Origin of the sequence: Acidisarcina polymorpha (assembly GCF_003330725.1) — a bacterium.
GTDB lineage: Bacteria > Acidobacteriota > Terriglobia > Terriglobales > Acidobacteriaceae > Acidisarcina > Acidisarcina polymorpha.
In genome coordinates this window covers 346229-360145 of sequence record NZ_CP030840.1, presented here as the reverse complement: position 1 = coordinate 360145, position 13917 = coordinate 346229, and the positions used below count along the sequence as shown (strand labels likewise).

The 13917-nt window shown below is 59.2% G+C and carries 8 protein-coding genes; 7 read left to right on the top strand and 1 reads right to left on the bottom strand.

What is annotated here, in order from left to right:
* Nucleotides 1–173 precede the first annotated feature (173 nt).
* Nucleotides 174–2447 (top strand): PP2C family protein-serine/threonine phosphatase, encoded by a 2274-nt coding sequence (locus tag ACPOL_RS01620; RefSeq protein ID WP_114205510.1) that lies wholly within the window; start codon nt 174–176, stop codon nt 2445–2447.
* Nucleotides 2448–2656: 209 nt separating this feature from the next.
* Here the strand turns inward: ACPOL_RS01620 and ACPOL_RS35950 are convergent, their stop codons facing one another.
* Nucleotides 2657–2755: a glycoside hydrolase family 95-like protein gene (locus tag ACPOL_RS35950; protein ID WP_414633408.1), complete on the bottom strand. Its 99-nt coding sequence runs from the start codon at nt 2753–2755 to the stop codon at nt 2657–2659.
* Between the two features lie 88 nt (nt 2756–2843).
* Between ACPOL_RS35950 and ACPOL_RS01610 the strand changes: the two genes are divergently transcribed.
* The 6 genes from ACPOL_RS01610 to ACPOL_RS01585 all read left to right on the top strand — a co-directional run bounded on the left by ACPOL_RS01610 (nt 2844) and on the right by ACPOL_RS01585 (nt 13850).
* On the top strand, nt 2844–4991 hold the full coding sequence (locus ACPOL_RS01610) for an alpha-galactosidase (protein WP_114205508.1): 2148 nt from the start codon (nt 2844–2846) through the stop codon (nt 4989–4991).
* A 103-nt stretch (nt 4992–5094) separates the two neighbouring features.
* Nucleotides 5095–6648 carry a tannase/feruloyl esterase family alpha/beta hydrolase gene (locus ACPOL_RS01605; RefSeq protein WP_114205507.1) on the top strand — a complete coding sequence of 518 codons (1554 nt, stop codon included), beginning with the start codon at nt 5095–5097 and terminating at the stop codon, nt 6646–6648.
* Nucleotides 6649–6814: 166 nt separating this feature from the next.
* A complete protein-coding gene (locus ACPOL_RS01600; protein ID WP_114205506.1) occupies nt 6815–8050 on the top strand; it encodes an esterase in 1236 nt (411 codons plus the stop codon).
* 35 nt (nt 8051–8085) lie between these two features.
* Nucleotides 8086–10749: a glycoside hydrolase family 3 C-terminal domain-containing protein gene (locus ACPOL_RS01595; RefSeq protein ID WP_114205505.1), complete on the top strand. Its 2664-nt coding sequence runs from the start codon at nt 8086–8088 to the stop codon at nt 10747–10749.
* A 77-nt stretch (nt 10750–10826) separates the two neighbouring features.
* Nucleotides 10827–12524: a carboxylesterase/lipase family protein gene (locus ACPOL_RS01590; protein WP_114205504.1), complete on the top strand. Its 1698-nt coding sequence runs from the start codon at nt 10827–10829 to the stop codon at nt 12522–12524.
* Nucleotides 12525–12857: 333 nt separating this feature from the next.
* Nucleotides 12858–13850 carry a CPBP family intramembrane glutamic endopeptidase gene (locus ACPOL_RS01585; protein ID WP_114205503.1) on the top strand — a complete coding sequence of 331 codons (993 nt, stop codon included), beginning with the start codon at nt 12858–12860 and terminating at the stop codon, nt 13848–13850.
* The last annotated feature ends 67 nt before the right edge of the window (nt 13851–13917 follow it).

Here is a 13917-nt window from a genome sequence, read left to right as displayed (position 1 = left end):
CACTCGCGCTCCCTCCACCCAAAACCGCGAAGAGAAAATCGTCCCGCGCAGAAGTACAGCTGGCGCCATGCGAAGAATCGAAGTTGGCACGTCCTTTCCTCATGGAACAGGCCTGCAGAACCAATCTTCGGCATATCACGCCACTCTTACTTCTGAGCTAAACTCAGGTCTACATGCCCGGTCTGCTACGAAAATTCGAAAGCGGCGTCTACCGGCGGCTGGGCCGGGTTCCACCCCAGACCAAGCTTCACCGAACCGCCTTCTGGCTGCTGATCAGCTACCTGCTGTTGGGGGTTGGCAGGCTCCTCCCGGGCAACTGGGGCCACTCCTTTTCCGACATGAGTGTGCTCGTGCTCTGGGCATTGATCGTGTGCTCGATCCCGTTGTTCTGGCGGTGGGTCATGCGCCGGGTTTTGTGGAAAGTGAGCCATCGGCTGGTAGTCACCTACTTGCTGATGGGGCTGGCGCCCATAGTGTTGTTCGGCACTCTCGCGTTGGTCGCGACGTACACCTTTTCCGGACAGTTTGCGACCTTTGCGGCGACCTCAGAAATCAACCGGGAGTTGGCCCACATCACCGCGGAGAATCGCGCTTTCTCGGTCCATGTCGCTCGCGAACTGGAAGCCCATCCGGAGACAAAGGCCGTCACTCTTCCGGAGTTCGACGATGACTCCGCCTTCGACCGGGGACGTGTCGGGCTCGAAGTAGCGGCATTTGAAGATGGCAAACCATTGGCACTCGCGACTGCACGCCCTTTGCCGCCTGGCCTGACTTCCATTCCTCCCTGGTTCAAAGACCATTTCCGCGGCCTCGTCCTGGGTCACGGAAGGGTCTTTCTCCGGGCAGCGGACACCCAGACAGTTGGTTCGCACCAGATTGTGCTGGTGACCAGCTTGCCGCTTGAGAAAGGAAACCTCGACCAGATCGCTAGCGGACTGGGAACGGTCACCATCGTTCCCGGCATGAATTCAGAAGAAGAGAATGATCGCGGTCTCGAGCCAAACCTAGTCACGCATGTGGAAGGCGATGCGAAGAACCGCGCAGTTGCTCCCCATGCGGACCTGCCACCGCCTGCTCCGCCGGCTCCCGGCGGTGTCCATATGGCCCTCGGCAGGCCGGACAGCGGGAACTCTGAAATCAGGGTTAACGGCAAGCCGCTCGGGGATGAAGAGCGGCACGGCGGTGCGGTTACTGGCGGCACATTGCCCGAGCCGACCCACTTCTTCGATGTGACCGTCTCCTTCGTGGCACCGATGCAAGCCATCATTTGGTCGTCGGGTAAAGAACATGAATCGTTTATCCATGTAAATTCCCGGCCATCGCTGCTCTACGAGCGGCTCTTCATCACATCGCTCCAGGTGGCCACGGTCATCCAGGACGTTTTAATCAGTATTGCCGCCTTTTTCGGCCTCTTGGAGTTAATCGCCTTTGTGATGGCGGTCCGATTGAACCGCACCATCACGAACTCGATCAATGAACTGTACGTCGCAACCCAGGCAATCGATGAAGGGGATCTCCACCATCGCATCATCGTGACACGTCACGATCAGCTCGCCGCTTTGTCTAAATCGTTCAATGAGATGACCGCATCTCTTGAAGAACTACTTGAAGAGCAGCGGGAGAAGGAACGCTTGCAGAGCGAGCTTGAAATTGCCCAGCAAGTGCAAGCAAACCTGTTTCCGCGCCAGGATGTAACCCTGTCCATGCTGGATTTGCACGGCGTCTGCCGTCCTGCCAGGAGTGTGAGCGGCGACTACTACGACTTCCTGGTTTTCGGACCCTCCACCCTTGGCCTGGCACTAGGCGACATCAGCGGCAAGGGAATCTCGGCTGCGCTGCTCATGGCGACCCTGCACTCGGCGGTGCGCGCCTATCAGTTTGCCAGCGAGGAACTGATCACTGTCGGCACTGATGCCATGTTGTCGCCGTCCTTCCAGATGGTGAAGAGCGGCGTTCAGGAGATCAACTGCGGTGAGATGTTCGAGTCTCCCGGCAGGGTGCTGGCGCTGCTGAACCGGCATCTATATCGCAGCACGCAACCCGAGAAATACGCGACCTTATTTCTCGCCCACTATGAAGGCAAGGGCAGCCGGCTGACGTACTCAAACGGCGGCCAGCTGCCGCCGCTGGTGCTGCGCGGCGATCGTTCGGTGACCCGGCTGGATCGCGGCGGGACCGTCGTCGGGCTGATGGATGGAATGAGCTACGACGAAGGGACCATCCATTTGACCAGCGGGGACATCGTGATCGCATACAGCGATGGAGTCACAGAGCCTGAAAACGAGTTTGGCGACTTTGGCGAGGAGCGTCTGCTCGAGGTGGTGAGCCGAAACCGGCATCTGCCGCTGTCGGCCATCTCCGACCTGGTCATGCAGGCGCTGCGAAGCTGGATCGGCACCCAGGAGCAGCCGGACGACATCACCCTGGTGCTGGCCCGGCAGCGCTGACGAGTTGGAAATGCAGCCTTATGCCGGTGAGATCCTCCAACGACTAATGAAGCTTAAAACTCTTCTGACGAACGCGGATCGTTTCGCCGGGCTCAAAGCGAAGCGTAATCACACTGTCTTGGATAGCGGAGCGGCGTAGAGCCTCCGAGCTGGCTTCGCCTCGAGGTGGCCAGCAATGCGCCGTATTTCTATTCGATATCGATCACGCACTAGCCCCGTGCGCAGAGCCCTCGGATGAAGCCTTCGGGCCATGCGTCCGGCAATGCAGGGAGAAGCTCGATCCCACCAGCCTGCGACTGCAGCAGCATTTTTGCTAGACCCGCCGCAACGGTCTTGCCTTCCAGAGAGAAGATATTGAGGTGCGTTACTTCAAGAAAGAATGGTTGCGGAGCCCGTATGTATCTCGCTGACCTATCTCGCGGCACTTTGGCCGTCGTTGCTGCTTCGATCTTTCTCATGTCACAAGCGCATGCGCGACCCGGCGCGATTGAGACGCCGCTGTCCTTTGAAAACGATCTCGTCACCGTTCGGTACGACCGTCAAACCGGAACTATGGACGTGCTTTGGCGCGACGGTCACAAGCTGCTTGGCATATCAAGTGCCGCGCAGCTTTCGGATGGTCGAACGCTGTCAAGCACGACCTACAGTGCGCACGAGTTGATACCGGGAATGACTGTCAGTGCAGGCGAGCGCGAATATACGATTCGTAGCTCCTCCGCTACGTCGCCGGCGTTGTTACAGCACATCTGGCTATATGACGGCCATCCCTGGATTGCAGTGGAGGCAGAGCTCGAACCGGAAGCCGCAAGGAAAGGAACCCGACACTTCGACGCAGTGGTGGTAAGGGAGAACGGCGTACACATAGGGGAAAAGGCCGCAATGCGTTTTCTCCATGTTCCGTTCGACAACGATATGTGGTTTCGCTACGACAGCGTCCTGGTTGCGGCCATGAAGACTGACGAACGTTATTCGAGCGAGGAAGTCACCGCGATCGATGACAATACAAGTCGCAATGGAATTGTTCTTGGATCCTTGACGCACGATGTGTGGAAGACGGCTATCGATGTACACGCGGCCGGCGGCCAGTTGACCGGCCTCGATGTCTATGGAGGCATCGCATCCCCGACCGGTGTGCGTACCGACACGCACGATACTTTGCCCCACGGCCTGGTGAGTGGCGAGCGGGTGCATTCGCCGCGGATCTTCATCGGCTCGTTCTCCGACTGGCGCGATGGCCTGGAAGCCTATGGCAGAGCCAACGCCTCCGTCCATCCTCCCCTTACGTGGCCGGCAGGAGCGCCGATGGGCTGGAACAGTTGGGCTTCTTACGCCGAACACATCGACTACCAGCGCTACCTCGGAGCCGCTGCGTTTGTGCGCGACTCTCTGGCTCCGGAGGGATTTGGGCGCAATGGAGTCGCTTATATCAACCTCGACGCTTTCTGGTCGAAGCTCGACGCCGTGCAGCTGGCAGACGCGGTCGCGACCGTGAAGGCCATGCGCAGCACGAGTGGTCTTCGCTTTGAACCCGGAATTTATTGGACGCCATTCGCCTATTGGTCGGACAATCTCGATGCCTATGTCGAAGGCACTGGCATGATGTATCGGTATCGGGACATTCTTCTGAAGGCGCCCGATGGATCCCTGCTCCCAAAGGTGGATGGGGGCTGGCCCATCGATCCTTCGCACCCCGGCACCAAGCAGCGAACCACATACTTTATTGCGAAATTCAAGCAGATGGGATTCGCATATCTTAAGCTCGACTTTCTTTCTCATGGAGCCCTGGAAGGAGCTCACTACGATCCTTCCATCCAGACGGGGATCCAGGCTTATAACCAGGGCATGAAGCAGATCGTTGTTGAGAACGCCAACCAGATGTTCCTAAGCCTGTCGATCGCTCCCTTGTTTCCGTCAGGCTATGGTCACGCGCGGAGACTCTCCTGCGATAGCAAGGGACACGTCGGGGGCGGCGATCAGTCTACCGAGTACATGCTGAATTCGCTTACGTATGGATGGTGGACAGACAAGAACCTCTACATTGCTGATCCTGATCATGTCGCGCTGGGCGAGAAGGCCGACCTGGGAGCGCGCAGTGTCGCGGAAGGAAAGAGCCGTCTTCTTTCCGCGGTCATCAGTGGAGGCATGATCCTCGACAGTAGTCGTCTTGCCGATGATCCGCAGGGGCAGTCACTGGCCAAGTCAGTCTATAGCGACCGTGCCATCCTGGCCGTCGCTTCGGAGAGTATTGCTTTTCGACCCGTTGAAGGCGGCACCGGAAACGAGGCGGCCGCGCTCTTCACGCGGCGATCCGCCGATGGGTTTTACTTGGCGGCGTTTAACTATAGCGACAAGGACTCTAAGACGATTCGTATTCCACTGCAGCGGGTCTCGCAGGAACTGGCGCGTAGCGCTGTATCAGTCACGGATGTGGCTTCGAAAGCTAAGCTTGAGAACGTGAATGGAGTACTAACGATCGACTTGCGACCGGCAGAGTCTAAATTGCTGCTCATACGGGAGGGACAGCCTGGTACAGCTCCGCGATAAAGCGATTTATTTCTGTTGCTCGAGCAGCTGGTGAGCCAGTATATTCGGGTGTTCCGCGAGCTTAGCAATCAGCTGCGTGCAGACCTCCTGAAAGGCAGTTCCAATGGGGTACTCAGAGATCGGGATCCTCGCGCTCGTAGCATGTTCGATTGCAGCACAGGCGCAGTCTGAATCATCGAACCGTTGCGCCGCCCTGAAGACCGCAACGCTCCCCGGCGTCGAGATCACGAACTCCGAGCCGGTTCCGGCGGGGAAGACCATTGCACCTGCCTACCCCGGGGCATCGAGCGTAGGACCGCTGCCCGCACACTGCCGCGTCGACGGCATGATCAACCGCCGCAAGGGCACTGATGGAGTGGAATACGGCATCGGGTTTTCGGTGGCGCTTCCGGATCCGAGTGTCTGGAACGCCGACCTCATGATGCAGGGCGGCGGAGGCGGCAACGGTGTCGTGGCGTACCCAACCGGGGCAGGCTACACAGGAGACAAGCCGGCGCTCTCTCGCGGCTTCGCTGTGGCAAGCACGGACTCTGGACACAAGGCGAAGACCGGCGGCTTCGATTTCACCTTCATGCGCGACCAGCAGGCTTATCTGGACTTCGCATATATGGCGAACGCCGAGGTTGCGGGGGCAGCCAAGGAAATCATCGACCGTTATTACGCGAAGCCTGCGGCATACTCCTATTTTGTCGGGTGCTCCACCGGTGGCCGAGAGGGAATGATACTGTCGCAGCGCTTTCCGACGGTGTTCAACGGGATTGTCTCGGGCGATCCGGCGATGCGTACAGGCCTGTCGAACCTCGCGATTGCACAGTGGATTCCAGTCGCCTACAACCAGGCGTCGCCGAAGGACGCGTCCGGTAAGCCGGAGATCGACAAGTTTCTGACGGAGACGGATCGCAAGGTCTTTATGGACGGCCTGATGAAGCAGTGCGACGCGCGCGATGGCGTGGCGGATGGCATGATCTTCGATCCAATCGGGTGCGACTTCGATCCTGCGGTGCTCGCATGCAAATCCGGGCAGGCCGACACGTGCATCGCGCCGGAAAAAATCACGGCGATCAAGAAAGCGTTTTCAGGGCCAAAGAATGCTTACGGATCGCAGGTCTACCCTGGCTTCCTTTACGACGCGGGCATTGCTTCGAAAACCGGCATACCCGGTCTGCTGGCGCTGAGCAAAGATGGGTTGTTCGGTCCGTACACCACCGCTACCGAACTCGACGTAGATGCCGCGGCGCTGCACGCGTCTGATCCGCTGGTCGAGCCGGCCTCGACGAACCTGTCTACGTTTTCGCAGAACGGCGGGAAGCTGATCTTCTTCCATGGCGACAGTGATCCATGGTTCTCACCCCTCGACACGCTCCGATACTACAAGTCGTTGGCCGCGACCAACGGCGGAGCCGACAAGGTCACTGAGTGGAGCCGGATGTTCCTTGTGCCGGGAATGGCTCACTGCGGGGGCGGCCAATCTCTGGACCACTTCGACATGCTCAGCGCACTCGTCGGGTGGGTTGAGAAGGGCGCAGCGCCCGAGTCCGTCGTTGCCACCGGCGCGGCGTTTCCAGGACGCAGCCGTCCGTTATGCGCCTATCCCAAACACGCGCAGTACACCGGAAGCGGAGACCCACAGGACGCCCAAAACTTTCAGTGCCGGTGAAGACCCACAACTCCCGAGAAAAGGTTTCCTTACATGGTTCATCGTTCCTGCCGCCAAGACCATTCCGGACAGATACATGGCCCGGCAAAACAGACAAGACACGGCGTGTTGAAAGTGCCCAACGAGTTGTTCTGAGAGCAAGATTGGAAGTCCACAGGAGAATCCAATGATGCGGTTGAGAACTGAAGTCCTGCGCCCGGTTTGTGTATTCGGGGCGCTATGCGTCGGGCTGTACGTTCATGCGCAGCCGGCGCCTCAGCAACCCGCAGCACAGCCGCCTTGGCCGGCGATGCAAATGCCGGCGCCCACACCGAACGACACGCTGAAATCGGTCGAGGTAGAGCCCGACCGTCGTGTCCGGTTTCGCATCTGGGCGCCGAACTCCACCGAGGTGAAGCTGCATGCCGAGGGCCCGGAGGCCACACCGGGAGTCACGCCGCAAGAGATCAACAAGTACATGGCTGGTGTGCCCCTTACTAAGGGGGATCAGGGTATCTGGGAAGCAACCATCGGTCCGATCGAGCCCGGAGTCTATCGCTACACCTTCACGGTGGATGGCGTGAGCACGACGGACCCGCGGAATCCGCTCACCTCGCAATCGCTGACCCACGCGTTCAGCATGTACGAAGTTCCGGGCTCGGACTTCACGGAGTACAAAACGGCCGTACCACACGGCGCAATCTCAACGGTCTACTATGACTCGTCTGCCACCGGCGGCGAACGCCGCATGCACGTCTACACACCGCCGGGCTACGAGAACGGCAGTGCGAGATTGCCTGTACTTTACCTGCTTCACGGGGGAGGAGACTCTGATGACTCATGGCCTACGGTCGGCCGGGCAGGTGCGATTCTCGACAACCTGATCGCTAGCGGGAAAGCTGTCCCGATGCTGATCGTGATGCCCGCAGGCCACATCTCCACGGAGTTCCGTTTGACGCCGGGCGTCCGCATGGGCCATGACGCCTTCAACGATGACCTGGTAAAGGTGGTGCTGCCCTACATCGACGGGCATTATCGCACCATCGCTGACCGCGACCACCGCGCTCTCGCTGGCCTCTCGATGGGCGGTCTGCAGACCTTGAATATCGCGCTCGACAACTCAGCGGATTTCGCCTACGTGGGCGTCTTCAGCTCCGGATGGTTTCCCAACTCGATTAAGGAAGAGCAGGACACGGACGTGGCGCAGTACCGCGCGTCGGGCAAGCCGTTTCGCCTGTTCTGGGTGGATGCGGGCAAGTACGACATCGCGCTTCAGAACAGCCATGCCACCGTGGCCATCCTGAAAGATGCCGGTATCAATGTGGAGGAGCACGAGAGCGGCGGTTTTCACGCATGGCCCAGTTGGAGAGACTATCTGCATCAGTTCGCGGCAATGGTCTTCAAGTCGTCTGAGGCGCACTAGAGCGCGCTTGCTGAAATTAGCTTTGGAGAGGAAGTATGAAAACTCGTGTGACGAGAATCATCGAATGCATTGCCGCCTGCAGCGTAGCACTCCTGTTTGCTTCAGCGGCACCCACTGCAGTGGCTCAGGAACCCGCAAATCTTCCTTACATGAATCCGCAGCTCTCCCCAGAGCAGCGGGCCACCGACCTGGTGCGTCGCATGACGCTGGCGGAAAAGGCGACGCAGATGCAAAACAACTCGGCCGCCATTCCCCGGCTCCAGGTCCCCGCGTATCAGTGGTGGAGTGAGGCCTTGCATGGCGTCATCAACCAGGGTGTGACGGAGTATCCCGAGCCGGTAGGCCTGGCGGCGACCTTCGACGCAGCGGGCATCCACACCATGGCCGCGCAGATTGGCATTGAAGGCCGAATCAAGCACGTGCAGAACCAGCGCGAAGGACACACCGGCATTATGGGCGGCCTCGACTTCTGGTCGCCCAACCTCAACATCTTCCGCGATCCGCGATGGGGCCGTGGGCAGGAGACCTACGGCGAGGATCCGTTCCTCACCGGTCGCATGGGCGTAGCGTACGTTACCGGCTTGCAAGGCGACGACCCCAAGTACTACCTCGCTATTGCCACGCCTAAGCACTTCGCCGTGCACAGTGGACCGGAGCCGACCCGTCACTTCGCCGATGTCGACGTGAGCAAGCACGATGAAGTGGACACATACGAGCCCGCCTTCCGCGCCGCCGTGACCGAGGGCAAGGCGGGATCCGTCATGTGCGCTTACAACGCTATCAACGGCGAGCCTGCCTGCGCCAACCAGTACCTGCTTCAAGATCAGCTTCGCGGGAAGTGGGGCTTCCAGGGCTACGTTGTCTCCGATTGCGATGCGGTTCGCGACGTTGCGGCGAATCATCGCTATCGGCCCACGCAGGCTCAGGGCGCCGCAATCTCTGTCTTGCGCGGCATGGACAACGAGTGCGTCACCTTCACCTCTCGCTTTGGCGAACCCGTCGAAAAGGCTTACATCGATGCCGTGCAGCAGGGCTACCTGCCTGAGAACACGCTCGACACCGCGCTCATTCGCCTCTTCACCGCGCGCATCAAGCTCGGCATGTTCGATCCCACTGACATGGTCCCATACGCAAAAATTGATGAGAAGGAGCTCGATAGCGAAGCACACCGGGCTCATGCACGCAAGCTGGCGAACGAGTCCATGGTGCTGCTCAAGAATGACGGAGTTCTTCCGCTCAAACCTGAGATCAAAAAGATTGCTGTTGTCGGTCCGCTGGCGGATCAGACTCGTCCGCTGATCGGCAACTACGCTGGCCAGCCAACGCACATCGTCTCCGTTCTCGACGGTCTGCATGCTGAGTTCCCCAATGCAACGATCACTTATGTTCCGGGAACGCAGTTTCTGCGCACAAATGGAAAACTGGTGCCGGATGCGCTGTTGACCACGCCCGACGGCAAACCCGGCCTCAAAGCTGAATACAGCGAAGGCCGCATGTCTCCCGGGTCGAAGACCACGCCGATCCTGACGCGCACCGAAGCGAATGTGAACCTGAGCGAGAGCAATCTGCCCAAGGAAGTTGCCGGGAAGAAAGCTTATGGCGCGCAATGGTCGGGGACGCTGACGCCCTCTGAATCCGGAGACTATCAGCTCGGCGTTCGCTGCCGCGGCTTCTGCCGGCTCACCGTAGATGACAAGCAGGTGGCAGCGGCATTCGGCGGAGGCGAAGAGCTGTCCTCCGGTATGGGCCGTCTTCGCCTGGAGAAGGGGATTAAGACGACGATCAGCATGACCTATGGCACGCAGAGCAACAAGCCGCATGCGGAGCTGATCTGGAACAAAGCGCAGACCGGTGTCTCGCCCGAAGCAATCGCGGCGGCCAAGTCCGCCGATGCCGTTATCGCGGTCGTGGGCATCACCAGCCAGCTCGAAGGCGAGGAGATGCCCGTCAGTGAACCGGGCTTCCTCGGGGGAGACCGCACCAGCATCGACTTGCCGCAGCCGGAAGAAGACCTGGTGGAAGCCGTGGCGGCTACAGGCAAGCCGCTGGCGGTTGTTCTAATGAACGGCAGCGCCCTGGCCGTGAGCTGGATCAACCAGCACGCCAACGCCATCGTCGAAGCCTGGTACCCAGGCGAAGAGGGCGGAGCAGCTGTCGCCGAGACGCTGAGCGGCAAAAACAATCCTGCGGGACGGCTGCCGGTGACGTTCTACAAGGGCGTGGACCAGTTGCCCAACTTCGAGGATTACGGCATGGCGAATCGTACGTATCGCTACTTCACCGGTAAGCCGCTTTATCCATTTGGCTACGGATTGAGCTATACGAAATTCAGTTACAGCGATCTCAGTATCCCGCCACAGGCCGTTGCTGCCGGACAGCGGGTGGATGTGACCGTGACGAACACGGGCAAGCTGGCCGGCGACGAGGTCGTTCAACTTTATCTGAAGTTCCCGGATGTCAAGGGAGCGCCGCGGATCGCACTTCGCGGATTCGAGCGCGTTCATCTCGACGCCGGCGCCAGTCAGAAGATGCACTTTGATCTGAAACCACGCGACATGGGGATGGTGACGGAGGATGGGAATCCGATCATCGCCCAAGGCGAGTACATAATCAGCGTAGGTGGCGGGCAGCCAGATACGGGAGCGCCCGTTGCTACGGGCAAGTTCCACGTTGATGGGCAATACGCGCTGCCGGAATAACCAGGATTGCGCTGCTAAGAATCGGCAGCGCAGTTCCGAAGCGAATGATTCTAGAAACACGAGAGGAGAAGCAGTTCATGGCGAAGTCAAAGGAATCTGTTGTTCTCACGCGGCGTGAGGCGCTGCTGCTGTCCACTACAGCGGGGTTGGGGGCTGCGCTGGGTAAGCCTGCCTTCGGCTCTGACAGCGTGAAGACCGGCGCGCACCAGGAACCGGGAAATGTGTCGACGCCGCGAACGGCCGTGGCGACGACGCAGTACGGCAAGGTACGCGGGTTTCTCGATGGCGGCGTGCTGACGTTCAAAGGAGTGCCGTATGGGGCAACGACGGCTGGGGAAAATCGGTGGCTGCCGGCCAAGCCGCCTGCGCCGTGGACGGACGAGTATCCGGCTCTTGCGTACGGCGCGAACTGCCCGCAAAGCCTGCACCCGTGGACGGCCATCGAGCAGACGTTTTTGTTCGATTGGGACGACGGCTGGCAGAGCGAGGATATGTTGAAGCTCAATATCTGGACGCCTGGCTTGACGGGAAAGCGGCCCGTGATGCTCTACATGCATGGCGGCGGCTTCAGCTTTGGATCATCCTACGAACTGCCATCCCACGACGGGGCGCAGATGGCGCGCCACCACGAGGTGGTGCAAGTCTCGGTGAATCACCGCCTGAATATCCTCGGGTTCTTCGAGGCGGCGGAGATTGGCGGTTCGGCATATGAAGACTCGGCGAATGTAGGGATGACGGATCTGGTTGCAGCGCTGAAGTGGATCCAGGAAAACATCGAGAACTTCGGTGGCGATCCGAATCGCGTGATGATCTACGGGCAGTCGGGCGGCGGATCGAAGGTGACGACGCTGATGGGTATGCCCTCCGCAGTCGGCCTGTTCCACCGGGCTGCGGCGCAGTCCGGCGGCGGAGGGAACATTCCCAGCAGGGATCAGCAAAAGGAACTGGCGCGGCAGACGATGAAGGAACTCGGGCTTGCGTCGAACGATATTGGTTCGCTTCAGAAAATGGAGTGGACCAAGTTGCTTGCGGCCGGGAACGCTGCGGCTGCGAAGATCAATCCGCCAGGTCGCCCCATGATGGGACCGGGGGCGCCCGGGACGCCGCGCGTAGGGTGGTCGCCTTGCGTCGACGGGAAGGTGATCAACATGCGGTCGTTCTTCGACGCCGCCCCGGAGATATCGAAGAATGTGCCGATTCTAGTAGGTTCGGTGAGCGAAGAGGGTAACCAGATGTCTTCGCGCCCGACCGAAGAAGAGTGGCATGCAAACCTTGCCAAGGCGTACGGGGAGGACAAGGCGACGGCCATCGTGGCGGCGCTGAAGAAGGCGTACCCGCAGAAGAAGATACAGACGCTTTCCTATATCTGCAGCGGAACTCCGGGGCTGAATGGGCTCGGGATGCGAAACAACGTGGTGAAGATGGCGCAACAGAAACATGCGCTGCAGGCCGCGCCAGCGTACGCATACTACTTCACGTGGCAGACTTCGATTCTCGATGGTGTGCCTGGCGCATGGCATACGGCGGATCTTCAATTCTGTTTCGATAACACGAAGCGCTGTGAGCAGGGGACGGGTAATACGCCGCAGGCGCAGGCGCTGGCGAAGAAGATGGCGTCTTCGTGGGCGGCATTTGCTGCAACCGGGAATCCGAGCATACCGGGATTAAACTGGGCGCCCACCAATCCGAACACCAATCGCGCGATGATCTGGGACAACGAGTGTCGAATGGCCGATGACCCGGAAGGAGAAGCTCGCAAGATTATCTTGACCTGAGGGTCGCTGAGGTCATAACGCTGGCTTTTAATTCCACGAAGCAAGAGGTCGAGTTGCTAAATGTGCATTGCTCACGCTTCGTGTAGCTCGATCCATACGCTTCGTCGTCAGCTGCCGGAGTAAACATGGCAACCGGTGTTTATCCATCGCCCGTTCTTTCTCAAGAACACCTCAGTTGCCCTTCCACTTTGTTTTTGAATTGGCCCGGGCATCTTCCGGATGTGTAGACAAGATGCCAGGGCGACAGCGGTTAGATCAAAAGTATCCAGCAACCTCCCTGCAATCCGACAAATGCTCGTGTAAGCTGTTGAGCCAGTGAAAAACGAGGGGGCGTTGAAAAGAACAGCTGCTCTTCTTGAAGTGCTTAGTATCTATCTTGCAGCAGGGGCGCTTGAGGACAAGATCATCAGCTTGATGGTGCACTGGCAGTTCGCTGTGCCGGCGAGTCCCTTAGATCTCCTCACCGCCCATGCCACAGACGCCGACCTGCTGCTTGCTACCCGCCGGTTGCTGCTGATCTGGCTCCTGCAGTATGGATCGTATTTCCTGCTGATCATTCCATTGAACTGGTGGTACCGGCGACGCGGACCTGCAGCCTACGGGCTGACGCGAGCTGGGAACACCTGGGGCTGGCTCTTGTCGGCGGGCGTCACCGCGGCGTGTCTTTCGGAATGCCCGGTGCTCATCCATTCCCTGGTCGACACTGTTCATCCTCTGGGCGCGATGGCACCCTGGCGGCAGGCCTTCTTTGATATGTCTTGGCGTCGATGGCAGTTCTGGCTTTTCGCAGCGGTCCTTAGCTATGCAGCGGTTCCGGTCCTTGAGGAGTTACTGTTTCGCGGCTACTACCAGCGGCGCCTGGCTGAAGATTGGGGTGATGGCCCCGCAATCGTGGGAACATCGTGCCTGTTTGTCTTCGCGCATCGACAATATTTGATTCCCAACGCCTACAACATCACGATGGTCGCCAGTCTATTTTGTCTCGCCGCAGGATTGGGCATCGTCTTTGCCTATACTCGCTCGCTGATCCCTTCCATGATCGCCCACGCCATCATCAATATTCCGATGACACCTGGGTGGCAACTGGCAACGCTGATCGCATTCGTAATTGGGATTGTGATGACATTTCGTGCCGGAGCGCTTGCGACCAGAACGGTCTTCAGGCATACGGCTCCAGCTGCATGTGTTCTGCTTGCCCTGATAGGGACAGCCTACGTCATTGCGTCGCAAAGGATGATGTTTCTGTCCAGCGTCTCGATAATCTTCTTGATCATAGCGATAGTTCTCGAATGGCTGGAACGACGACGCAAAGTCCCGGCGACTTAAGTTTGCGCGCAGACAGTGGCAGCTTCTGGCAGACCCATCATCCTGAAGAAGGAGCATCGATAGGTGC